Source organism: Rhizobium bangladeshense, assembly GCF_001662075.1.
Classification (GTDB): Bacteria; Pseudomonadota; Alphaproteobacteria; order Rhizobiales; family Rhizobiaceae; genus Rhizobium; species Rhizobium bangladeshense_B.
Genome location: NZ_LYPL01000018.1, coordinates 55,491 through 79,218 on the forward strand (window position 1 = coordinate 55,491; position 23,728 = coordinate 79,218).

Consider the following 23,728-nt stretch of genomic DNA (forward strand, 5'->3'; position numbering starts at 1 on the left):
GATGCATCGAATGAAAACGCAGGGACGGCGGAAAGTTCCGTGTTCGGCGACATGACAGTCAAAACTTCGGCCGTCGAGCAGGTAAGTTGTCAAGCATCCTCTGACGACAGTGGTTTCGGATCGACTTCCGGTCGGAACACGACAGATGCCGGTTTCAGGGCCACACCAACCCGACTGCTGCCGCTCCAATTGATGAGCGCGCTCAACCAAAATAGAGATCTAAGCCATGCCTACGGAATTTCATGACTCCCCTGCGCTTGCCATGATCCATACGGTTCCCGGGATCATCCCCGCATTTAACGAACTCGTCGGTCTCCACCTGCCCGGTTGGCGCTCGTTCAACATGTTAGACGAGAGCCTGTTGGGAAACACCATTCGCGAAGGCGCGCTGTCACCTCAGACCATGCGGCGGCTTGCGGGTCACATTTGGTCGGCGATGGATGCAGGGGCCTCGGCGGTCCTCGTCACCTGTTCCTCGCTCGGTCCTGCGGTGGATGCGGGAACGCCGCTCTGCCCCGTACCGCTCTTTCGGATAGATGATGGCATGGCGATTGAGGCGATCCGACGCGGGAACCGAATTGGCGTCCTTGCAACCCTGGCTACGACAATGAATCCTACAACCCAGCTAATTGAACGCCATGCTCAAAGAATAGGGCATAGGGTTTCCGTGACCGGTCGTCTTTGCGATGGCGCCTTTGATAAATTGCGGAGCGGGGACAGGGCGGCGCATGATGCGATGGTACGTGAAGGCCTCGCTTCGCTTGTGGGAAGCGTCGACGTGGTCGTACTTGCTCAAGCGTCAATGGCGAATGCTCTCAATAAAATGAGCGAGGCATCGGTACCGGTCCTTACTAGCCCTGAGCTTGGTGTCCTGCACATGTCCTCCGCACTGAACGCGCTCCCACGTTGAAGCAAGTGCGCACAGTTGGGCCAGCGGTTCACCGGTTTATCGCAAAGCAGTGACCAAAGAAGGCCCCGCGCAGGCTGCGCGGCATCGTCTAGACAAACCAGTCTACCGCGAGCCGCACCATCGGACCTGACCTCAGTGCCGGCAATAGGCCCGCACGAGTTCTGGATCCTGCCTGAGCCCATCGAGCCACGCCGGATCGAGCGTCGGTACGGACGAGAACAGCAGTTGCGAATAGGGATGTTGCGGCGCTTTCACTTTCGAGGGGGTGATTTCCTCGACTTTCCGGCCGCCGTACATCACGACGATCTCGTCGCAGATCGCCTCCACCACCGAGAGGTCGTGGCTAATGAAGATGTAGGAGAGGCCGAGTTCGCGCTGCAATTCCTTGAGCAGGTCAATGACGGCGGCAGCGACAACGGTGTCGAGGGCCGAGGTGATCTCGTCGCAAAGGATCAGCTTCGGATCGGCGGCGAGCGCCCGGGCGAAGTTGACGCGCTGCTTCTGTCCACCCGAGAGTTCTCCCGGCCTGCGGTGGCGCAGGTTGCGGGGCAGGCGCACCATGTCGAGCAGTTGATCGATCCTGATGTTTTGCGCCTGTCGACCCATGCCGTGGTAGAACACCAGCGGCCTGGCGAGGATATCCTCGACGGATTTCGCCGGATTGAGGGCGGTATCGGCATATTGGAAGACGATCTGCATCTCGCGCAGCTGATCGCGTGAACGCTCGCGCGCATTGCGGCGCAGCTCCGTGCCGTCGAAGACGATCTTGCCGGTTGCGGCCGGCAGGATGCCGGCGATTGTGCGCGCGAGAGTCGACTTGCCACAACCGGATTCGCCGATGATGCCGAGGTTGCGTCCTCTTTCGACCGTCAGGCTCACATGCTCGACCGCGCGAACGAGAGGCAGGCCGTCAGCTTGGCGCTGCCCGTAACCGGCAACGACGTCTTCGATCTTCAAGAGCGGCGCCGTCGCGTTCTCGGCAAGGCTTGTTGGGCCGCGCGGTTTCGGTTCGAAGGCTGCAAGCAGTTGCCGGGTATAGGGATGCTTCGCATCGTTGAGGATTTCTTCGGTGGTGCCGATTTCCTGGGCCTGCCCCCCTTTCAATACCACGATGCGGTCGGCGATCTGTGCGACGACAGCAAGGTCGTGCGAGACATAGACGCCTGATATGCCGCCCTTCTTCATGACCGATTTGAAGGCGCGCAGCACTTCGATCTGGGTCGTCACGTCGAGCGCAGTCGTCGGCTCGTCGAAGATGACAAGGGTCGGGTTGCCGATCAGCGCCATGGCGGCAGCCAGACGCTGCAGCTGACCGCCGGAAACCTGGTGCGGATAACGGCTGCCGATCGTTTCCGGTTCGGGCAGGGACAGCGCCCGGAAGAGTTCGACCGCCTTGGCACGCGCATCTTCCGGCGACATCAGCTGATGTATACGCGTGACCTCGATCACCTGATCCATGATCGATGTGGCCGGATTGAAGGCGGCGGCGGCCGATTGCGGCACGTAAGCGACCTCCGTGCCACGTAGTTCGGCGCGCTGTTTTTCGCTTAGCCTAACCACGTCCTTGCCGCCGACCAAAACACTGCCGCCGGAGATGCGACAGCCCGGGCGGGTATGGCCCATAAGGGTCAGGGCGATCGTGGTCTTGCCGGAGCCGCTCTCGCCGATCAGCGCGACGATTTCGCCCTCGGCAATGTCGAGGCTGACGCCTTTGATGATCTCGACGCGCCGGCCGGAATCGGTGGTTGCTTCGACCCGGAGGTCACGAATGTCGACGAGATTGGCCATTACTCACTCCGATCGCGGATTTTCTGCGGCAGGTTGTCGATCAGCAAATTGACACTGATTGTCAGGCTGGCAATGGCGAGCGACGGAAACATGACCGCCGGCGCACCAAACGGAAGACCGCCGATATTCTCACGCACGAGTGCCCCCCAATCGGCATAGGGTGGCTGGACGCCGAGGCCGAGGAAGGAAAGGCCGGAGAGCAGGAGAACGATGAAGACGAAGCGGAGCCCAAAATCGGCAAGTACGGGACCCACGATATTGGGCAGGATTTCGGATCTGATCAGGTAAAGGGTGCTTTCACCGCGTGTGCGGGCGACGGTGATGAAGTCCATGGAATTGACGTTGACGGCGAGCGCCCGAGCGAAACGATAGGAGCCCGGGATATAAATCACCGAAAGGGTCAGGATCAGAACCGGGATCGACGATCCGACGGCTGCAACCACGACCAGGCCAAAGAGCTTGGACGGAATGGAATTCATGGCATCGAGGAATCGGGACAGCAGCGTATCGAGCCAGCCACCGGCGACGGCCGCGATCATGCCGAGCACGACGCCGCTGAAGCAGGCGATCGTCACTGCTGCGAGCGAGATGCCGACCGTGTAGCGCGCGCCCATCAGGATGCGCGAGAAGACATCGCGGCCGAGATAATCCGATCCCATCCAGAACTGCTGGGATATCGGCCCGAAATAGTCGTAATCGACGATTTCGCCCACCGGGTAGGGGATGAGCAAGTGCGCGAAGATCGCGATAAAAGCCCAGAAGAGGATGGCGGCGAGCCCCACGAGCCCGACGAGGTTGAAGCGGTAGCCGAGCCGGCGCGTCATGGCGGGCTGTTGTTCGATATGGGATGTCATCGCAACCTCGGATTTGAAAGAATGGCAATGATATCGGCAAGCGTGATGAGGATGAGGTAGCCGACACAGAAGATCATAGCGCAGGTCTGAATGAGCGGCAGGTCGCGCGTGGCCACCGCATCCACCATCAGTTTGGCAATGCCCGGATAGTTGAAGATGGTCTCGACGATGATGACCCCGCCCAGCAGATAGGATAGCGAAAGCGCGATCGCGTTGACGATCGGACCAAGGGCGTTCGGCAATGCATGCTTCAGAACAATGCGACTGCGGGAGGCGCCTTTCAGCAACGCCATTTCGGCATAGGGCGTGTTCAGAGTTTCAACCACGGCAGCCCGCGTCATCCGGATCATCTGCGCCGATACGCCGAAGGTCAGTGTGATCACCGGCATCGCATAGACCCGCAGTAGATCGGTGAAGGATTTCGCTTCATTCGTAAAGGAAATTGCCGGGAGCCACTGCAGATAGACCGCAAAGAACAGGACGGCCGATGTTGCGATCATGAATTCGGGCACGGAGATCACGCCAATCGTAAGCACCGTGACCGCCCGGTCATAGAGCGAGCCCCGCATCATGGCGGCCGTGATGCCGAGCGTCAGCGCGATCGGAACCGCGAACATGGCGGTTATGCCGGCGAGTTTCATAGAGTTTACGAAACGCCCTCCGATCAAGTCGGCGATCGGCATGTCGTTGGCGTAAGACGTGCCGAGGTCGCCGGACAGCAGCCCTGTCATCCAGTAGACGAAACGCAGGAATGCCGGCTCGTCGAGATGCATGGCCTTGCGTAGCCCCTCAACCGCCTCCGGGGTCGCGGCCTGCCCGAGCAGGATCGACGCCGTGTCACCGGGAAGCATCGTCGTTGCGAAGAACACCGCGAAGGAGACGATCAGCAGCGTGACAGCGGAGATGAACAGTCGACTGGCAATAAGAGACAGGACCGGATTCTTCATATGCAGGCCTCCCGTCGGCCGTTGGCTGACAGTATATTACGAAACAGGGGGACGAGCGGGGGCTTATCGCCCCCGGCATATGCCGATCAGCCTTCCAGCCAGATATATTCCGGGAAGGAGTAGCCCATCATGCCGCCGAGCGGGTTGGTCTCAAGTCCCTTGACCTTGGAGGACACCGCATCGACGTTAGAGAGGTAAGCCGGAATGATGGTGCCGGCTTCTTCCGACACCATGACCTGCATCTCGTTGTAGATCTCGCGGCGCTTGGCCTGGTCGAGCGAGCCGCGCGCTTCGAGCAGCATCCGGTCGAATTTTTCCGACTTGTATTGGCTCTCGTTCCATGGCGCATCGGATGCATAGAGGAGCGAGAACAGGATGTCAGGTGTCGGCCGCGGATTGATATTGCCAAAATGGATCGGCGCCTTGAGCCAGTAGTTGTCCCAGTATCCGTCGGACGGTACGCGCTGCACGTCGAACTTCATGCCGATTTCTGCGCCGGCGGCCTGGACGATCATGGCCATGTCGATTGCCGAATTCGCTGCATCGGACGCGATCACCGGGATCGACTGACCGAGAAGGCCGGCTTTCTCGAAGAGGAACTTTGCTTTTTCGGGATCGAACGCTTTCGGTTTCAGGTCCCCATTGTAATAGAAGTTCGACGGGGAGATCGGCTGATCGTTTCCGATCTCGGCGAGCCCGCGCAAGGCCGATTTTTGAATCTGCTCGCGATTGATCAGATATTTCATGCCCTCTACGAAGCCCTTTTTGTCGCCGGGCGCTGTGTCCAGGCGGATATTCAGGTTCGTGTAATTGCCGGCGGTCGTCTTATTGAGGAAGAATCCTTCCTTGCCGTCCACGAGGCGCACAGAGCGCGGATTGATGGCGGCAGCGAGGTGGATGTCGCCCGAGAGCAATGCATTGACGCGGGCGTTGTCCTCAGCGATCGCGAAGAATTCGAACGAGTCAACGTTCGGATGGTCGGGCTTCCAATAATTCTTGTTCTTCAGGCCGACCGAGCGAACGCCGGGCTCGAAGACCTCGCGGACGAAAGCGCCGGTACCGTTGCCCTTGGAGAAGTCGGTCGTGCCGTCGGCGACGATCATGAAATGGTGCATGCCGAGGATCATCGGCAGGTCGGCATTCGCGGTTTCCAGCGTGATCTCAACCGTCAATTTGTCGACCGCCTTGAACCCGGTCATCTGCTTGGCGATCTTGGCGACCTTCGAGCCGACCGCCGGGTCGAGATGACGCTTCATCGAGAAGACGACGTCGTCGGCCGTAAGCGGCTTGCCGTCGTGGAAGGTAACGCCGCTGCGCAGCTTGATCGTCCAGACCTTTGCGTCCTTGGTTTCGACCGACTCGGCGAGCTCCATTCGCGGCGTGCCATCGGACTGGATATAGGTCAGGCGATTGTAGAAGGCGCAGCAGCGCACATAGTCGGTCGAAAGCGAAGCCTTCGCCGGATCGAGCGTGTCGGCCGTCGAGGACGACCAGCCGGCCGCCTTGAGGGCGCCGCCGGCAACGGGCGTGGCCGCGACCGCCTGCGAGGCGCGGCCGAGGATGAGGCCGCCCGCAGACATCGCGACGCCGCCCGCCAGCATCAGTTGCAGAAGTTCGCGCCGAGTCGCGCCGCGGCGGATGGCGGTTTCGATCATGGCGTCGTCGGCTCTGGTCCAATTGGTGATCTTGTCGTTCATCTCATTCCCCTTTTCTTTTGCGGCGGCTGCCTTGCGAGGCGAGTCCGCACCGGTTCATAGTCAGGCACGCGCGGCGGCCACGGCAGCGGAAAGGCCTGCCATGGACGTGAAATGATAGTCTGGGGTCGTGAATTCGGCCGGTTCGATCGTGCCGCCGTAACCCTTCTGGTCATGGCGCCGCTCGATCCAGCAATTGGTCAGCCCCAGCTTCCTGGAAATCCCGATATCGTGATACTGGCTCTGGGCGACGTGCAGGATGTCGTCCTTCGAATGGCCTTCCGAGGCGATGTAGCCGAAGACCTTCTCGAAGAATGCAGGATCGGGTTTTTCGGTCCCGGTATCGTCGGCGGTGAAGGCGGCATGGAAGGGATTGCCGAGCTCCTTCTCGAAGAAAGCAAAGGCCCAGCGGCGGGCATTGGTCATTGCAACGAGGCGGTAATTTTTCGCCAGGCTTGCCAGTGCTGCGGCGCTGTCTGCGAAACCCTTCCAGCTCTTCGCCGAGTCCCGCAGCCGCTCGCCATATTTGCGATCGACGGGCAGGCCGAGCTTCGGTGCGATCGCCAGATAGACACGCACGAGGTCGTCGGGAAAGAGGTCGGCGTCGTCGGAGTAGCGGGCCTCACGATAGAGGCTGAGCGCCCGCTCGCCATCGACTTCATGCCCCGTTTCGGCAGCGATCTCGGCGAGACAGGTCTTGATGCCGCCCTCGAAGTCGATGAGCGTACCGACGACGTCGAAGGTCATGTACTTGAATTCCGGAAGGCTCTTGCTCACGCGAATTCCCCAGTGTTCGGCTCCGATGGGAGCACGGCTTCTGAAAGAAGAATTTTCTGTTCCCGGCGGGATCTCTGTCCCGCTCTTTATGAAGGCCCGCATTTGTCGGGATCCGGGCCTTTCGTCTGTTTCAGTTTGTCACCTGCCCTGCGCCGGATTCTCCGAAAAGGCGCTGTGGGGCGGCACAAACTACCGAATCTGACCGTTTCGCGGTATTTTCAGGCCTGCAGCGCCCGGCGCACATCCGGGTCCTCAAGCGTCTCGTCCAGCGTGATGCGCGTGCGCTCGACGATCGCATCGATTTCCGCTTCGGTGCAGCATAGCGGCGGCGCATGACCGAGGACGCCGTTGCCGAAGGCGCGGATGACGAGGCCGTTCTCCCAAGCGCGATCGAAGATCCGGCGGGCGGGTTCGGCGGATGCCGGCAGCGGCGTCTTGTTGCTTTTGTCGACCACCAGCTCGACGGCCGCGAGCATGCCGCGGCCACGGACATCGCCGACGAGTGGGTGATCTCTCAGCGATTGGAGACCCCGCATCAGCCGCGCGCCAGCCTTGACGCCATTCTCGAGAAGGCCGTTTTCGTAAAGCTTCAGGACTTCCAGGCCGACGGCGGCGCTGACGGGATGAGCCGAATAGGTGTAGCCGTGACCGATAGCGGTGGCGCCGGCCCCCTCGGCAATCGTTTCATAGACGTGGTCGGACATGAAGACGGCGCCCATCGGGACATAGCCGGAGGTGAGGCCCTTGGCGGTCGTCATGAAATCCGGCACGACCCCTTCCTCGCTGCAGGCAAAGAGCGGCCCGGTGCGGCCAAAGCCGGTGATCACCTCATCCACCACGAAAAGGATGTCATGCTCGCGGCAGAATTGGCGCATTGCCTTCACCCAGCCTTTCGGCGGTACGAGGACGCCTCCCGAACCCTGGATCGGTTCGACGTAGAAGGCGGCGACTCGCTCCGGCCCGATCGCCTCGACCTTGCTTTTCAATGCCGCGAGCGAGGCTTCGATGATCGCCTGCGGATCATCGCCGACAGGGTTGCGGTAGGCGTAATGAGACGGAATCTTATGCTGCCAGTCGAAGGGAATGCCAAAACCGGCATGGAAGGCAGGCAAGGCAGTCAGGCCCGCACCGACTGTCGAGGAGCCGTGATAACCCTGCTCGACCGAGATGAACTGATCGCGTTCGGGCCGTCCACGGGCGTTCCAGTAATAGCGGATGAACCGGATCGTGCTGTCCACCGCGTCGGAGCCGCCGAGCGTGAAGTAGACATGGTTGAGATCGCCCGGCGCCCGATCGGCGAGTTCTGCGGCAAGCCGGATCGCCGGCTCGGAGCCGAGGCCGAAATAGGCCGTTGCGTAGGGAAGCTCCCGCATCTGCCGGGCCGCTGCCTCGACGATGCTCTCGTGACCGTAACCGGCATTGACGCACCAGAGGCCGGCGAAGCCATCGATCAGCTGTTTGCCGGAGGCGTCGGTGACCGTTGCGCCCTTGGCCGAGGCCAGCACGCGCACGCCATGCTTTTCATGACTGCGGTAGGAGGCTACCGGATGGATGAGATGGGCGCGGTCGAGTTCGATGAGCGAGTTGGGGTACATGGGATCTCCAATCAGCCGAGCGCCTGGCTGGCAAGGGCGAAGGTGGTGGCAGCAGGGGCGGCGGCGTGGCCGACCGATGGGTTCTTCATTGCGATGGCGCCGTCGACTTCAGCGAAGCCGTGTTCGGCGAGCCATGGGGAAAGTCCGGCCGCGGCCGTCGTATCCACCCTGAGGAAGCGTCCTGGCCGCCTGGCGACGTGATGTTCGATGAGTTTCCTGGCGTCGTCGATGTTTGTGGCAACCACGGGTCCGATCACCTCGCCGCGGCCGAAAGCGCGCAGGCAGGCGAAGCCCGACACGCCGGCGTCGCGACGAATGACCGCGAACTCGCCGACCTTGGCGAGATAGGAGAGTAGGTCTTCGCGATCGGCGCCGAAGGCAAGGCGATCGAGTGCCATGATGGCAGGGAGATCGTCGGCGGTGGCGGTCTCCGTGCCGGCCGGCGCAGGGATTTCTCTGGCTAGGCCTTGGTGCTGCAGCACGGTTCCGGTTTCATGAAAACCAAGCTTTTGGTAGAGCGGCAGGCCCGCCCTTGTCGCGACCAGCCGGAGCGGGCGGTTTCCTGCGATCTGCAGCGCGGCCTCCATCAGCCTGCGGCCGAGGCCGCGCCCACGCGTCGTCTCGTCGACGATGACCATGTTGATGGTGGCGCAATCTTCCTTGTACCTCGTGACGACAACGGTGCCGACGACCCTGTCGTCTTCAGTTGCGACCATTCCCTCGCTCAGGGCGAGCGCCATCTGCCAGTCTTCCGTCCTATGCGGCCAGCCCGCCTGTCGGGAAAGCGCAAGGGCGGCGTCCAGATGGTCGGGCCTGAACGCGGCGATCTCGATCTGACGTGTTTGCATGGGGCGATCCTTGATGTTCTGCCCGCAAGTCTGCCGGAGTGCCGGCGGGCAGATCATCTGAAGGCCGTGGTTCAGGCAGTATCTTATGGCTTTGCGATCAAGGGTCGCCGAATCTTATGCTGGCGGACCGGCCCTCTCGTAAACCGCTTGCTGCGAGTGTGTTGCAGGCCTGAGTCTGGTTACTGCATCATCGCCAGCGCGGCAGTGAAGAAATCTTCGTCTCCGAAATTGCCTGATTTCAACGCCAGAAGCATGTCGCCTTGCGCATTGCCAACCGTGCGCAGCACCGGCACGCCGGGAGCGATTTCGGGGCCGATCAGAAATGCCGGGATGGCGAGCTTGTCGACTGCGGCCCCCGATGTCTCGCCGCCCGCGACCACGAGGCGCCGCACGCCTCTTTCCACCAGTTCGGCGGAGATGATCGATGTGGCGGTCTCGATCGCGTGGCCCGAGGCCTCCCGCCCATAGTGCGATTGCAGCCGGGAGACGGTTTCGGGGGCCGCGCTCGCGGCGACCACAACGGGGCCGGCAGAAATGCGGTCTCCGGCCCAGGAAATCGCCGCGGCGATCTCATCCGGGCCGGCGGCCAGCAGCCGCTCGGGATCAAGCCGCAGCACGGGCATCGCTCGTTCGGCGGCGTCGATCTGGCGCAGTGTCGCCTTCGAACAGCTGCCGGCAATGATCGCCGAAAGCCCGCCGACGGGGCGAGTGACATCTTCGCCCGTCGCGCGGCCGGATATCCGGCCGGAGCGGACGAGCGCGCGGGCAAGGCCGAGGCCGAGGCCGGACGCGCCGGTGGATACCGGTGTTTCCACCGCGATCTCGCCCAGCGTTTCCAGATCCGTTTCGAAAATCGCGTCGGCGATAGCCATGGTCGCGCCCGTCCTTCCCAGGGCATCGAGCTTCGCCTTGGCGGCGGCCGGTCCGGCTGCGATTGCTGGGAGATCGATCAGTCCGACGGTGCCGCGCGATTGCCGGGCGAGAACCCGCACGAGATTGGCGTCGTGCATTGGGTTCAGTGGGTGGTCCTTGAGCGGGCTTTCGTTCAATGGCTGGCCGCCGACGAAGAGGTGGCCGAGATAGACGGTGCGTCCTGTCTCCGGAAAGGCCGGTGTAACCAGTACGCCGCCACCGCCCGCAGCCTCGCTCAAAGCCTCGGTGACGGGACCGATATTGCCGGCATCGGTAGAGTCGAAGGTCGAGCAGATCTTGTAGAGCACATGGCCCGCGCCCTGCTGGCGCAACCAGCGCTCAGCCTTGGTCGCAGCGGCCACCGCCTCCGAAGCTGGAACGGAGCGGATTTTCAGCGAAACGACCACAGCATCGACATCCGGCAGCGCCAGTGACGGATCGGGAATGCCGACTGTCTGCACCGTGCGCAGGCCGTTCTTCGTCAGCGTATTGGCGAGATCGGACGCGCCAGTATAGTCATCCGCGATCGATCCGAGCGAAATAGCCATTGTTAGAGCCTTTCCTGGTTAGATGAAGCATTCTGCCGGAGCAGGTTTTCGTTAGGGCAGAGGCGATTAGCGACGGGCATGCCCCTTGATATGTTCGAGCCGATCGCCTCTGATCCTGGCAGAAAGATGCCCGGCCTTTCTGATTGGCTGAAACGGGCCGGCTGATACCGGCCGGCGTGGCCGTAGAGTTTGGCTACGACGTGCGCCGGCCGGTCGGCCATCCGACTTCGCTTGAGCCACCAGAATGTTTCAATCTGACCACGAAAGGCTCTAGCTCCGTGCAAAAGGGGCAAACCAGCCCAGACCGTCCAGCGTCCGGCCGCGCGGAATATATTCGCAGCCGATGAAGCCGTTGTAACCCAGCCGGTCGATTTCGCTGAACAGGTATGGATAGTTCAGCTCTTCCCCGTCTGGCTCGTTGCGTGACGGTACGCTGGCGATCTGAATATGGCCGGTGATCGGCAGCAGGCGCCGCAAAGCCATGGCGACGTCACCATGGAGAATCTGGCGGTGATAGATGTCGAATTGCAGCTTCAGGTTCGGCAGACCGCATTCGGCGATCAGCTGCTCGGCCATGGCGAAGTCGTTGAGGAAATAACCTGGCATGTTGCGCCCGTTGATCGGCTCAAGCAGAAGGTCAAGGCCCTTTTCAGCAAGTCGGCCGGCAGTGTAGGCGACGGAGCGCCGGTAGGCGGCGCCGGCGTCTTGATCATAGGGATCGGCGATACCCGCCATCAGGTGCAATCGTCTGACGCCGGTCGCCGCCGCATAATCCAGTGCCCGCCCGACATTCGCCTTGAGGTCATCGAACCGACCGGGAAGGGCCGCGACGCCGCGCTCGCCCGCAGCCCAGTCGCCCGGCGGCAGGTTGAACAGGGCCTGCTGCAGACTGTTGCGGGCGAGCCGTTCGGCGATGGCCTCCGGCGGAGCCTCGTAGGGAAAAAGGTATTCGACGGCGGAAAAGCCCGCATCGGCTGCGGCGTCGAAGCGGTCGAGGAAGGCCCATTCGTTGAACATCATCGTCAGGTTGGCGGCGAAAACGGGCATGTCGACGCTCCTTACCGGCTTTGCGGCTCTTTAGCGGAGCCGGGCAATTCCGCGCCGGAAAGCTGCGCGTAGAGCCGTGCGAGCGAGGCATCGTCGTCGCGGCCCATGCCGGCTCCGGCCGCGGCCAGGTACATCTGCAGGGCGGCTGACGCCAGCGGCGCCGGATATCGTTCGGAGCGGGCCATATCCTGGACGATACCGAGATCCTTGACGAAGATCTCGATGCTGCTGAGCGGAGTGTAGTCGCCGGCCAGCACATGCGGCACGCGGTTTTCAAACATCCAGGAATTGCCGGCCGAGGCGGTGATGACTTCATAGACCTTGACGAGGTCGAGGCCCTGCTTGGCCGCAAAGCTTATGGCCTCGCAAGCGGCCGCGATGTGCACGCCGGCGAGAAGCTGGTTGATCATCTTGAAGGCGGCGCCGGTTCCGGGGGCGTCGCCGAGCTGGTAGACCTTGCCGGCCATCGCGTCGAGGGCGGGACGCGCCCTATCGAAAGCCTGTCTGGAGCCCGAGGCCATGATCGTCAGCTCGCCTTGCGCCGCCTTGGCAGCGCCGCCTGATATGGGCGCGTCGAGATAGTGCAGGCCGAGAGCCTCGGACCTCGCCGCCAGATCGCGCGCGACGGCGGGGTCCATCGTCGCCGACGAGATGAAAACTGCGCCGGGTTTCATCGTAGCCGCAATGCCCTGCGGCCCAAACAGCACTGCGTCCGTCTGTGCACCGTTGACCACCACGGAGACCACGATGTCGGCGTCCTTGGCAGCGTCGGCAGGGTAAGCAGCGCCACGTCCGCCCTCGGCCACGAAGCGATCGACCGCCGTCGGCGTTATGTCGCATCCAACCACGTCGAGACCGGCGCGCTTCATCGACCGCGCCATTCCCATTCCCATGGAGCCGAGGCCGATGACGGCTGCGACGATGGCGGCGCCAGGGTTTTCAGCACGTCTTGTCATGGCACATCCTCCGGTCGCCAGCCGATTTTGGCAGCGCTGCCAATCTTTCTAAACCATTCCCGCAGCGCTGCCAACGGGAAATTGGCAGCGCTGCCAAATATATCTTGCTTCTTGCCCGAAGTGGTGAAAAATGAAGCCCGCTGCGACCGCCCACGAAGCGACTGCTTCGCGCCGGGCGCTTCCCAAAGCCGGATCCGAAATTGACGATGGAATTCAAACATCAGCCGACGGTCACCCTCGCAGAGGTCGCAGAAGCGGCCGGCGTCGGCGAGAGCACGGTGTCGCGCGTTCTGCGCAACCACGGTTCTTTTTCGGGCAAGACGCGCGAGCGGGTAATGGCCGCCGTGGAACGGCTGGGCTATGTGCCGAACCGGATCGCCGGAACGCTGGCTTCCACCACTTCGCGTCTTGTCGCCTTTGTTATTCCCTCATTGTCTAACATCGTCTTTGCCGACGTCCTGGGCGGTGCCGGCGCCGTCCTGGAGGAAAACCGATATCAGGCGGTCTTCTCGGTGACCGACTATGATCCGGCTAAGGAGGAGGCGCTCGCCGCCGCGATGCTTGCCTGGCGGCCGGCGGCGGTGATGCTGGCAGGATACGAACATACCGAAGGCACGGCGAAGATGCTGCGCGCCAGCGGCTGCCGGGTTGTGGAACTGCTCGATCTGGACGGCGATGCGCTGGATATCGCAGTTGGCTTCTCGAACCGCGCGGCCGGGCGGGAGAGCGCTGCCTTCCTGCTCGGGCGCGGCTACAGACGGATCGGCTATGTCGGTCACGACCTGAACCGTGATACCCGCGCCGGCAAGCGCTTTTCCAGCTTTTGCGAAACGCTCGACGCCAACGGCACGCCCCTGGTCGCCCACGAAATTCTTGCCGGCCCTTCCTCGGTCGAGAACGGCAGGTTGGGCCTGGAGCGACTGCTTGCATGGGCGACCGATCTCGATGCCGTCTATTTTTCCAATGACGACATGGCGTTGGGCGGTTATTTTCATTGTCTGGCGCAGGGGATTTCGATCCCGTCGCAGCTCGCCATTTTCGGCTATAACGGCCTCGATATCGGCCGGGCGATACCGCAGCCGCTGTCGACCATCCGGACGCCGCGCGTGGCGACTGGTGAGATAGCCGCGCAGCTGATCGTCTCCAAGGCGCCGCCCCAGGCCGTCGATCTCGGCTTTGAACTGATCGAGGGGGCAACTGCCTGATATTGGAGGAAGTGTCATGTCCGACGCGCGTCAGCGTGAAGAAATCTGCCGATACGGGCGCTCGCTATTCGAGCGCGGGCTGACGCCCGGCTCGTCGGGCAACATATCGTTGCGACTGGAGGACGGAGGCTGGCTGGTCACGCCGACCAACGCCTCGCTCGGCTTTCTCGACCCGGCTCGGATATCGCGGCTCGACGCCGGAGGCCGGCTCCTATCCGGCGACAAGCCGACCAAGGAAATCCCGCTGCACACAGCCCTCTACGATACGCGCGGCAGCGCCCGCGCCATCGTCCATCTTCATTCCACTCATGCGGTGGCGCTGACCATGCTGCCGGAGATCGATCCGCGTGCCGCCTTGCCGCCGATGACACCATATTATCTGATGCGCGCCGGCGAAACGGCGCTGGTTCCGTATTACCGTCCCGGCGATCCGGCGGTGGCCGACGCGATCCGCGGGCTGGCCGGCAAATATTCGTCGGTGCTTCTGGCCAATCATGGGCCCGTCGTCGCCGGTGACAGTCTGGAGGCGGCGGTCTTCGCAACCGAGGAACTGGAGGAAACGGCGAAGCTCTATCTGCTGCTGCGCAACCTCAATCCCCGCTTCCTCAGCCCGGAGCAAGTGGCCGATCTCGTCAAGACCTTCGGCCTCGATCTTCCCTCGCACCACGATCACGATCACGATTGAACCCGTCGTCGCTTCGAGGATCATCGAGCTCGACGGCATGATCGCCTGCGGGAGCGCGCAACCTTCTGCCAAACCCCGCTTTCGATACGATAGATTCTGCTTCCGATGCCGCCGATTCAGGCAAGAGATGGGCAAAGCGGTGCCTATGATTGTGAACACGTTCCCCAGTTCCGATCGTTCGAGGATATGCAGATGACTACGTTCCGTCCGAAATACATCACTTTCGATTGCTACGGCACGCTGACCAACTTCCAGATGGCGGAAGCAGCGCGCGACCTTTACGGCGTCCAACTCGACGAGCCGCGTATGGCGGAGTTCATCAAGAATTTCGCCGCCTATCGACTTGATGAGATCATGGGCGCCTGGAAACCCTATGCCGAGGTGGTTCACAATTCGCTCGAGCGGACATGCAAGCGCAACGGCGTGACCTTTCGTGACGAAGCCGCGCAAATGGTTTACGAACGTGTTCCGACCTGGGGGCCGCATCGCGACGTACCTGAGGGTCTTGCCAGGGTTGCCAAGGAAATTCCCTTGGTCATCCTGTCCAACGCCATGAACGCCCAGATCATGTCGAATGTCGAAAAGCTCGGGGCGCCCTTCCACGCAGTCTATACCGCTGAGCAGGCCAATGCTTACAAGCCTCGTTTCCAGGCTTTCGAATACATGTTCGACATGCTGGGCTGCGGGCCGGAGGACGTGCTGCATTGCTCGTCTTCCTTCCGCTACGATCTGATGTCGGCGCATGATCTCGGCATCAAGAACAAGGTCTGGGTCAATCGCGGCCACGAGCCGGCCAACCCCTATTACGGTTATGTCGAAATCCCGCATATTTCAGGCCTACCGGGCGTCGTCGGGCTCTGATGGAGACAATCGGATGCAGTTCCAATCCTACTGGCACGCCACGGCCCCCCCTTTTGCGGAGGCGGCCAAAGGTCCTGTCGAAGGACATTATGACGTGGCCGTCATCGGCGCCGGTTTCACCGGGCTTGCAGCCGCGCGCCAGCTCGCAAAGGCCGGCGTCAAGGTCGTCGTGCTCGAGGCCGAGCGGGTCGGCTGGGGAGCATCGGGACGCAATGGCGGCCACCTCAACAACGGGCTCGCCCACAGTTTCCTGTCCGCCAAATCCGCACTCGGCGTTGAGCGGGCCGTTGCACTCTATCGGGCGTTCGATGCTTCCATCGATACGATCGAGGCAATCATAGCGGAGGAGGGGATCGACTGCAGTTTCCGTCGTGCCGGGAAGCTGAAGCTTGCCTCCAAGCCACAGCACTTCGATGCCATTGCCCGGAATTTCGAGGCCGTGCACAGGGAAGTCGATCCGGACACGGCGCTTCTGACGGCAAATGAGCTGAAGAGCGAGGTGGGATCGCCCTTCCATGGCGCGATGCTCTCGAAGAAGAGCGCGATGATGCATATGGGCCGCTATGTCGTCGGACTTGCCGCCGCAGCGGTCCGCCACGGCGCGACCGTCTTCGAACAGGCGGCGGTGGTAGCTCACAGGCAGGGTAACGGCCGCCACCGCCTTGAGACCGCGCGGGGCACCGTCACGGCCGACCACGTGCTGGTTGCGACCGGCGCCTACACGCCGTCGCTCTTCGGCTATTTCCGCCGCCGGATCATTTCCGTCGGCAGCTTCCTGATCGCCACCCGTCCGCTGAGCGATGCCGAAATCGCCGCGACGATGCCGGGAAACCGGACCTGCGTCACGTCGATGAACATCGGCAATTATTTTCGGCTGTCGCCGGACAAGCGGCTGATCTTCGGCGGTCGCGCCCGCTTTTCCGCCACGTCGGATCAACAATCGGACGCAAAGAGCGGCGATATTCTGCGCGCCAGCCTGGCGGAAATCTTCCCGCAGCTTGCCGGCGTCGAGGTCGACTATTGCTGGGGCGGCCTCGTCGATATGACGAAGGACCGGTACCCCCGCGCGGGCTATGTCGACGGCGTGTGGTACGCCATGGGCTATTCCGGCCACGGCGCCCAGCTTTCCACCCACCTCGGCATGATCATGGCTGACGCCATCATGGGCAAGGCGGACCGTAATCCGGTGAAGGGGCTTGAATGGCCCGCAGTTCCCGGCCATTTCGGCAAACCGTGGTTCCTCCCGGTTGTCGGGCTTTATTACAAGACGCTTGATCGCTTCAAGTAAGCGAGAAACAACAGCAGTTCGCATTCTAATCGCGAAAGCGGCGCCGGAATGATTTTCCGGCGCCTTTTGTTCTTCCGGTGGCTCAAGCGAGCCCGCCGATGTGGAAGCTCTTCATTTCCAGATATTCCTCGATGCCGCATTGCGCGCCCTCGCGACCGAGGCCGGATTGCTTGACGCCACCGAACGGGGCGACCTCGGTGGAAATGGCGCCGGTGTTGAGGCCGATCATGCCGAATTCGAGCGCTTCGCCGACACGCCAGGAGCGTTTCAGGCTCTCAGTGTAGAAATAAGCGGCAAGGCCGAAGGGGGTGGCATTGGCGATGCGGATCGCCTCTTCCTCTGTGTCGAAGCGGAAGAGCGGCGCAACCGGTCCGAATGTCTCTTCACTGGCAAGCTGCATCTCGGTCGTCGCGCCGCCAAGCACCATCGGCGCCACATATTGATCGCCGGCCGGTATCGAACCCGCCGTGGCGAGGATCTTAGCGCCCTTTTCCACAGCATCGTCCACATGGCGCTTGATTTTCTCGATCGCCGCCTTGTTGATCATCGGCCCGATATCCGTGCCGGCATCGGTACCAGCCCCGACCTTCATGGCCGCGACCCGCGCGCCAAGCTTGGCGGCAAAGGCCTCGTAGACGCCGGACTGGACGAGAAGGCGGTTGGCGCAAACGCAGGTCTGGCCGCCATTGCGGAATTTCGAGGCGATCGCGCCTTCCACGGCAAGATCGAGATCGGCATCGTCGAAAACGATGAGGGGCGCGTTGCCGCCGAGTTCAAGGCTGAGCCGCTTGACGCTGTCGGCCGCGCCGCGCATCAACAGCGAGCCAACGCGGGTCGAGCCGGTGAAAGAAATTTTGCGGACGGTCTGGTTGCCCATCAACTCGTCGCCGATTCCGGCCGGCATGCCGGTGACCATGTTGATCACGCCCTTGGGTATGCCGGCCCGCTCCGCAAGGACGCCAAGCGCCAGCGCCGAAAACGGCGTCAAGTCGGATGGCTTGATGACGACCGTGCAGCCGGCCGCGAGCGCCGGCCCCACCTTGCGGGTGATCATCGCATTAGGAAAATTCCACGGCGTGATGATCGCCGATACGCCGACGGGTTCCTTCAGGACGACGATGCGCCGATCTGCTGTCGGTGAGGGAATGGTCGTTCCGGCGATACGGCGGGCTTCCTCGGAGAACCATTTGATGAACGAAGCGCCGTAACGGATTTCGCTGCGTGCTTCCGCCAGTGGCTTGCCCTGTTCCCTGGTGAGGATCAGCGCCAGATCCTCGATATTGTCGAGCATCAGATCGTGCCAGGCTTCCAGCAAGGCGGCGCGCTCGGCATGGGTCTTTTTCCGCCACGAGCCAAAGGCTCTTTCCGCCGCCGCGATTGCGGCCCGCGTATCGGCTCCGTCCATATCCGGCACCGTGCCCAGCACGTGCTGTGTCGCCGGGTCGGTCACCTCGATCGTACGCCCCGCTGCGGCCCCGCACCATTCGCCGTCGATGAGACCTTGCTGGCGAAGCAGGCTGCCGTCTCTCAATCCGTTCATTTTATGCCCTTTCATCAGAACAACATTTCATTTCCACAAGTTCGGGCGCGCAGTTTGGCGCGGCATCCGCTAGTCGAGTGCTGAAAGCACCGACGCCGTGATCGCGTCGGTTTTGTCCTTGCCGGGAATTACGCCGATGCCGCGCGCCGTCGTCGCTTCGATTGCGGCCATCACCTTTCCGGCGGCAGCCGTTTCTCCGAGATGCCCCAGCATCATTGCGCCCGACCAGATGGCAGCGATCGGATTGGCGATCCCGAGATGAGCGATATCGGGCGCGGACCCATGAACGGGTTCGAACATGGACGGAGCCGAGCGATCAGGATTGATGTTGGCGGATGCCGCAAAGCCGAGCCCGCCTTGGATGGCGGCGCCGAGATCGGTCAGAATGTCGCCGAACAGGTTGGAGGCGACCACGACATCGAGGCTTTCAGGCGCCATGACCATACGGGCGGCCATGGCGTCGATATGGTAGCTCGTTACCTCGATATCGGGATATTCCGCAGAAAGCCTCTGGGTGATCTCGTCCCAGAAGACCATCGAATATTTCTGCGCGTTGGACTTGGTCACCGAGGCAAGCTTGCCGCGCCGGGCACGCGCTTGCTCGAAGCCGAAACGCAGGATGCGTTCGACGCCCTTGCGGGTGAAGATCGCGGTTTCGATCGCCACCTCGTTGTCAGTGCCCTGATGGACGCGGCCGCCGGCGCCGGAATATTCGCCCTCGGTGTTTTCACGAATGCAGAGAATGTCGAAGCGATCAGACCGCAGCGGACCCTGCACGCCCGGCAGCAGCCGGTGCGGGCGGATATTGGCATATTGCACGAAGGCCTTGCGGATGGGCAGGAGCAGCCCATGCAGCGAGACGGAGTCAGGCACTTTGCGCGGCCACCCAACGGCGCCGAGCAGAATGGCATCGAAAGACCGCAGCGTCTCGATGCCTTCGGCGGGCATCATGCTGCCATATTCGAGATAGTAGTCGCAGGACCAGGGGAAACGAATTGCCTCAAGAGAAAATCCGCTTGATCCGGCTGTCTTTTCGAGCACGGCCCAGGCTGCTTCGGTCACATCCCGGCCGATGCCGTCTCCGGGCAGAAGGGCGATCTTGTAGGTTTTCATCGCAGTTCCTTAAAGGCTGATGAGCACGCTCTTGCTCTTGCGGTTGGCGTGATAGGCTTCGCGGCCGAGATCCTTGCCGATGCCGGACTGCTTGTAGCCGCCGGTCGGCAGGATATGGTCGCGCGAGCGGCCGTAGCGGTTGACCCAGACGGTGCCGGCCTGCAGGCGGCGGGTGAGGCGGATCGCGCGCGAGAGATCGCGGGTGAAGAGGCCGGCGGCCAGCCCATAGGCGGGATGGTCGGCCAGCGTCAGTGCCTCCTCCTCATCCTCGAATGTCTGGATGGTCAGCACCGGTCCAAAGATTTCTTCCAGAACCGCGGGCGATGTTGCCGTTACGCCCGCTATCAGCGTCGGGGCGTAAAAATAACCTTCGCGGTCGAGCCGGTGGCCGCCCGTGAGGCATTCGGCGCCGCCCTCGATCGCGGCCCGGATGATGCCATCCATGCGGCCGATCTGGCGTTCGGAAATAACGGGCGAATAATCAGTCGTTTCCTCCCAGGTGGGTCCGGGGCGGATTGCCGCCAACCTCGCGAGAAGTGCGGCTGCGAGCGCTTCCGCCACCTTCGCCTCGACGATGAGGCGGGATCCGCAGACGCAGGCTTGGCCGGCATTGGACAGAATGCTGCCGGCGATGGCGCCTGCCGCGAGTTCGAGATCGGCATCGGCGAAGACCAGCTGAGGGCTCTTGCCGCCGAGTTCCAGTGTCATCGGCTTCACGCCGGTCCGGGCGATATTGGCCATGATCGCCGCGCCGGCTGCGGTCGAGCCGGTGAAGCTGACCTTGGAAATCCCCGGATGTCCGGTGATGGCGGTTCCTGTGGTCGGACCGTCGCCGAGAACGACGTTGACGAGGCCGGCGGGCAGGCCGGCCCGCACCGAAAGCTCGGCAAGGTAGAGTGTCGAAAACGGCGTCATTTCCGAAGGTTTCAGCACCACTGCATTGCCAGCTGCCAGAGCTGGAGCAAGCTTCCACCCTGCCATCGACAGAGGAAAATTCCACGGAGTGATGGCGCCGACGACGCCATAGGGTTCCGTTACGATCATGCCGAAATTCGCGTCGTCGGTCGGGACGAGATCGCCGCCTTCCTTGTCGGCGAATTCGGCAAAGAAGCGGATCTGCTCGGCGGTGACGGCGATATCGCCGGCAACGAGCTGGCCGACCGGGCGGGTCGAGGAGAGCGCTTCGAGCTTGGCGAGGGTCTCCGCCTCGGCTTCGATCAGGTCCGCCCAGCGCTGCAGCGCCTTGGTGCGCTCGCGCGGCCGCACGCCACCCCAGTTGCTGCCCTTCAATGCTTTTCCCGCCGTCTCGACGGCGTGGTCGACAAGGGCTTCGTCGGCAAGCGGACAGCCTGCATAGGCCTTGCCGTCGGACGGCCGAGACATGTCGATGACAGCTTCGGCCGGAACCAGCCGGCCGCCGATGAAATGTCCTACGGGCAAGGAAATCGTGTTTGGGTCGAAGCTGAGTGTCATCGCATGTCCTCGGGATGGGCTAACACAAGCCTAACCGGGGAAAGCGAGCAGCATGCATCGACCGGAGGTGCCGAGGCGGCGAAAAATTGCGTTTTCGCCGCCGCCACCAGTCAATTCTACGGCGTCACGTGACGGTCACGTAAATCTTGCGCACCGTCTCGATCGTCTTCCAGACGCCGACGAAGCCAGGTTTCATCACAAAACTGTCGCCGGCCTTGTAGACCACCGGATCGCCGCCTTCGGGTGTGAGTTCGACCAGGCCGGAAAGGATATGGCAGAACTCGAACGTCTCGCCTTTGATCGAACGCGTCTCGCCGGGCGTTGCCTCCCATACGCCGGTATGAACCGTCTCTGCGCGGGCAACATCCTGCGCCCAGGTCTTGAAGGTGGGACTGCCCGAGATCAGGCGCTCGGGAAGGGGAGCGGAGTCGCGCGGCGCTTGAAGTGGGTTGGTGTCGATCGTCTTGAGCAGGGACATGGCTTTTCTTTCCGGGGTTTACGTTTGAACGGGATAAATCAGTAGCCGCGGCTGCGGTTGATGAGCCCGATCGGATCGAGGCCCGCCCGGTGCCGCTTGATATTGTCGATCACCGCTGCCGCTGCCGTTTCGGCTTGGGTGACACTGGCAATGTGCGGCGTCAGCAGGATTTGCGGATGGATCCAGAAAGCGTGATCCACAGGCAGGGGCTCCGGATCGGTGACATCGACGACGGCGCCGGAGAGATGCCCGGTATCGAGGGCATCGACGAGCGCCTGATGATCGAGCTGCGCGCCGCGGCCGACATGGACGAGCGCAGCGCCGGCCGGCAGCCTTGCGAAGAGCTCGGCATTCAGAAAGCCGCGCGTTTCCTCTGTCAGCGGAAGCAGGCAGACGAGAATGTCGGTGGTTGCAAGCAGGGTGTCGAGACCCTCGCTGCCGCTAAGGCAGCGCACGCCGCTGATCGCGCGTGGACTGCGGCTCCAGCCGGAAAGTGGGAAGCCGAAGGGTTGGAGACGTTCGAGCACTGCGCTTCCAAGCATGCCGAGCCCAAGCACGCCAATGCGGCGTTGTGCGGCCTGTACCGGTTTGATCGGCTGCCAAATCCCGCGCCGCTGCTGGTCGAGATAGGCCGGCAGGTCGCGATGGAGCGCGAGGACGGCGAGTGTCGAATATTCCTGCATCATCCTGACGATTCCTTCCTCGACCATGCGCACCACCTTGACCCGCGCAGGCACGGTATCGATGCGGAACTGGTCGATGCCGGCGCCGATCGAGAACAGGATTTCGAGATTGCGATAGCGCGCGAGATCGTCGGGTACGGTCCAGGTGATCAGGTAGCGCACAGCCTCCGGTTCGACGGATGCCGGGTCCATGGAAAAGGCGATGTCGGGCAGTTCGCGCGCGAAGGCTTCTGCGAATATGGTCCCGCGCTTCGCGTCGGAATTGAAGAGAAAGGTCATTGCATCGGCTCCTTGATCTCAAGTCAGGCGGTGCAGCGGCGGGCGAGCGCTTCGACCATTGCCTGGCAGGCCAGGAGTTCGCTACGGTGAATGAATTCGTCCGGCTTGTGGGCCCGGCCGATATCGCCCGGCCCGCAGATGATCGCATCGATGCCGGCGCGCTGGAAAAGGCCGGCCTCGGTGCCGTAGCTGACGGCGGAGAGCGGTTCGATGCCGGTCAGTTCGCCAAGCAGGCGTGCAAGCGGCGCATCGGCGGCAAGCGATAGTGCCGGATAGGCGCTGAGTTCCCGCCATTCGACCTCGAAGCCGCGATGCGGCAGCGCCTCGGCCGCCGCGCGCAGCGGCGCCAGCAGCATGGCGGGATCGACGCCGGAAATGGCTCTCGCTTCGAACTCGGCCTCGCAGGTATCGGGGATGATGTTGACCGCCTGGCCGCCCTTCAACGTGCCGACCTGGAGAGATGAGTAGGGCGGCTCGAACACATCCGCGAATGGGCCGTCTGTCAGCCGCACTGCTTCGGCATTGGCGCAAGCCAGGACGCTGCTCATTGCGTGGATCGCGTTCAGTCCCTGGTCCGGGCGGGAGGAATGGCCGGACCGGCCCCTGACCGTCAGCCGGGCGGCGGCCTTGCCCTTGTGGGCGCGGATTGCCCGCATATTGCTCGGCTCGCCGATGATCGCGCCGAGAGGGGGGCTACAGAGTTCCGGCAGCCGGGCGATCATGTGCGGGACGCCGCGGCAGCCGGCCTCCTCATCGTAGGAAAAGGCGAAGTGGATGGGCCGGCAGAGCCGCATTGATGCGAGCGTCGGAACGGCAGCAAGAACGGCGGCCAGGAAGCCTTTCATATCGGTAGTGCCGCGGCCGTAGTAGCGACCCGCTTCGGAGCGCAGGCGGAAGGGGTCGCTGCTCCAGCCGGCCTCGGCGGCGGGGACCACGTCCATATGGCCGGAGAGAATATAACCCGGCACTTCGTTCGGACCGATCGTTGCAAACAGGTTCGAACGGTCACCCTCGGGGCCTGGAAGCTCTGCGGCGGCGATGCCGTGACTTTGCAGATAGTGCCGGATCCAGGCGACGATCTCGCCGTTCGGTGTTCCAACGACGGAGGCGAAACCAACGAGCCTTTCCAGAATATCAGTTGCCTGCATGGGCGTCCTCACGGCGGGGGATATCGAGGCGATCGGGCTTTGCGGTCAATGGTGCCGTTGGGCCTATCGCGTCTGGTCAACGACTGTAGAGACCTGCCC

At 62.6% G+C, this 23,728-nt stretch carries 22 protein-coding genes; 5 read left to right on the plus strand and 17 right to left on the minus strand.

The window, feature by feature from the left end; translation table 11 throughout:
* Positions 1 to 226 precede the first annotated feature (226 nt).
* A complete protein-coding gene (locus A7X77_RS27165; protein ID WP_064685946.1) occupies positions 227 to 910 on the plus strand; it encodes an aspartate/glutamate racemase family protein in 684 nt (227 codons plus the stop codon).
* Between the two features lie 132 nt (positions 911 to 1,042).
* On the opposite strand, the gene A7X77_RS27170 is transcribed toward A7X77_RS27165, so the two are convergent.
* The 11 genes from A7X77_RS27170 to A7X77_RS33230 form a co-directional block, all read right to left on the minus strand.
* Positions 1,043 to 2,698 carry an ABC transporter ATP-binding protein gene (locus A7X77_RS27170; protein WP_064685947.1) on the minus strand — a complete coding sequence of 552 codons (1,656 nt, stop codon included), beginning with the start codon at positions 2,696 to 2,698 and terminating at the stop codon, positions 1,043 to 1,045.
* Positions 2,698 to 3,552: an ABC transporter permease gene (locus tag A7X77_RS27175; RefSeq protein WP_064685948.1), complete on the minus strand. Its 855-nt coding sequence runs from the start codon at positions 3,550 to 3,552 to the stop codon at positions 2,698 to 2,700. Before A7X77_RS27175 ends, A7X77_RS27170 begins: the two co-directional genes overlap by 1 nt.
* Positions 3,549 to 4,499 carry an ABC transporter permease gene (locus A7X77_RS27180; RefSeq protein WP_064685949.1) on the minus strand — a complete coding sequence of 317 codons (951 nt, stop codon included), beginning with the start codon at positions 4,497 to 4,499 and terminating at the stop codon, positions 3,549 to 3,551. Before A7X77_RS27180 ends, A7X77_RS27175 begins: the two co-directional genes overlap by 4 nt.
* 86 nt (positions 4,500 to 4,585) lie before the next feature.
* On the minus strand, positions 4,586 to 6,196 hold the full coding sequence (locus tag A7X77_RS27185; protein ID WP_064685950.1) for an ABC transporter substrate-binding protein: 1,611 nt from the start codon (positions 6,194 to 6,196) through the stop codon (positions 4,586 to 4,588).
* Positions 6,197 to 6,256: 60 nt separating this feature from the next.
* Entirely contained in the window at positions 6,257 to 6,970 is a 714-nt protein-coding gene (locus tag A7X77_RS27190) for an HAD-IA family hydrolase (RefSeq protein WP_064685951.1), read from the minus strand.
* Between the two features lie 218 nt (positions 6,971 to 7,188).
* On the minus strand, positions 7,189 to 8,565 hold the full coding sequence (locus A7X77_RS27195; protein WP_064685952.1) for an aspartate aminotransferase family protein: 1,377 nt from the start codon (positions 8,563 to 8,565) through the stop codon (positions 7,189 to 7,191).
* Positions 8,566 to 8,576: 11 nt separating this feature from the next.
* Entirely contained in the window at positions 8,577 to 9,413 is an 837-nt protein-coding gene (locus A7X77_RS27200; RefSeq protein ID WP_064685992.1) for a GNAT family N-acetyltransferase, read from the minus strand.
* A gap of 179 nt (positions 9,414 to 9,592) precedes the next feature.
* Positions 9,593 to 10,873, minus strand: coding sequence for a 3-oxo-tetronate kinase (otnK, locus tag A7X77_RS27205; RefSeq protein ID WP_064685953.1), 1,281 nt, complete (start codon positions 10,871 to 10,873; stop codon positions 9,593 to 9,595).
* 270 nt (positions 10,874 to 11,143) lie between these two features.
* A complete protein-coding gene (otnI, locus tag A7X77_RS27210; RefSeq protein ID WP_064685954.1) occupies positions 11,144 to 11,920 on the minus strand; it encodes a 2-oxo-tetronate isomerase in 777 nt (258 codons plus the stop codon).
* Between the two features lie 11 nt (positions 11,921 to 11,931).
* Positions 11,932 to 12,876 (minus strand): L-threonate dehydrogenase, encoded by a 945-nt coding sequence (gene ltnD, locus A7X77_RS27215; protein ID WP_064685955.1) that lies wholly within the window; start codon positions 12,874 to 12,876, stop codon positions 11,932 to 11,934.
* Positions 12,873 to 13,097 (minus strand): hypothetical protein, encoded by a 225-nt coding sequence (locus A7X77_RS33230; protein WP_156668166.1) that lies wholly within the window; start codon positions 13,095 to 13,097, stop codon positions 12,873 to 12,875. The genes ltnD and A7X77_RS33230 overlap by 4 nt, the downstream gene beginning before the upstream one ends.
* Between A7X77_RS33230 and A7X77_RS27220 the strand changes: the two genes are divergently transcribed.
* From A7X77_RS27220 to A7X77_RS27235, 4 genes are all read left to right on the plus strand, one after another.
* A complete protein-coding gene (locus tag A7X77_RS27220; RefSeq protein WP_064685956.1) occupies positions 13,083 to 14,081 on the plus strand; it encodes a LacI family DNA-binding transcriptional regulator in 999 nt (332 codons plus the stop codon). The two genes, A7X77_RS33230 and A7X77_RS27220, sit on opposite strands and share 15 nt — an antisense overlap.
* Before the next feature lie 16 nt (positions 14,082 to 14,097).
* Positions 14,098 to 14,766 (plus strand): aldolase, encoded by a 669-nt coding sequence (locus A7X77_RS27225; RefSeq protein WP_064685957.1) that lies wholly within the window; start codon positions 14,098 to 14,100, stop codon positions 14,764 to 14,766.
* A 192-nt stretch (positions 14,767 to 14,958) separates the two neighbouring features.
* Entirely contained in the window at positions 14,959 to 15,627 is a 669-nt protein-coding gene (locus tag A7X77_RS27230; protein WP_064685993.1) for a haloacid dehalogenase type II, read from the plus strand.
* A gap of 13 nt (positions 15,628 to 15,640) precedes the next feature.
* Positions 15,641 to 16,915 carry an NAD(P)/FAD-dependent oxidoreductase gene (locus A7X77_RS27235; protein ID WP_064685958.1) on the plus strand — a complete coding sequence of 425 codons (1,275 nt, stop codon included), beginning with the start codon at positions 15,641 to 15,643 and terminating at the stop codon, positions 16,913 to 16,915.
* Between the two features lie 82 nt (positions 16,916 to 16,997).
* On the opposite strand, the gene A7X77_RS27240 is transcribed toward A7X77_RS27235, so the two are convergent.
* The 6 genes from A7X77_RS27240 to argE all read right to left on the minus strand — a co-directional run bounded on the left by A7X77_RS27240 (position 16,998) and on the right by argE (position 23,629).
* A complete protein-coding gene (locus A7X77_RS27240) occupies positions 16,998 to 18,455 on the minus strand; it encodes an NAD-dependent succinate-semialdehyde dehydrogenase (protein WP_064685959.1) in 1,458 nt (485 codons plus the stop codon).
* A 69-nt stretch (positions 18,456 to 18,524) separates the two neighbouring features.
* The gene (locus A7X77_RS27245; RefSeq protein ID WP_064685960.1) at positions 18,525 to 19,568 is read right to left on the minus strand and encodes a tartrate dehydrogenase; all 1,044 of its coding nucleotides are present in this window, start codon (positions 19,566 to 19,568) and stop codon (positions 18,525 to 18,527) included.
* Positions 19,569 to 19,577: 9 nt separating this feature from the next.
* A complete protein-coding gene (locus A7X77_RS27250; RefSeq protein WP_064685961.1) occupies positions 19,578 to 21,041 on the minus strand; it encodes an aldehyde dehydrogenase family protein in 1,464 nt (487 codons plus the stop codon).
* A gap of 124 nt (positions 21,042 to 21,165) precedes the next feature.
* Entirely contained in the window at positions 21,166 to 21,519 is a 354-nt protein-coding gene (locus tag A7X77_RS27255; RefSeq protein WP_064685962.1) for a cupin domain-containing protein, read from the minus strand.
* 38 nt (positions 21,520 to 21,557) lie between these two features.
* Positions 21,558 to 22,481 carry a 2-hydroxyacid dehydrogenase gene (locus tag A7X77_RS27260; protein WP_064685963.1) on the minus strand — a complete coding sequence of 308 codons (924 nt, stop codon included), beginning with the start codon at positions 22,479 to 22,481 and terminating at the stop codon, positions 21,558 to 21,560.
* A 23-nt stretch (positions 22,482 to 22,504) separates the two neighbouring features.
* Complete coding sequence (argE, locus tag A7X77_RS27265) at positions 22,505 to 23,629, minus strand: acetylornithine deacetylase (RefSeq protein WP_064685964.1); 1,125 nt, start codon at positions 23,627 to 23,629, stop codon at positions 22,505 to 22,507.
* Between the last annotated feature and the right edge of the window lie 99 nt (positions 23,630 to 23,728).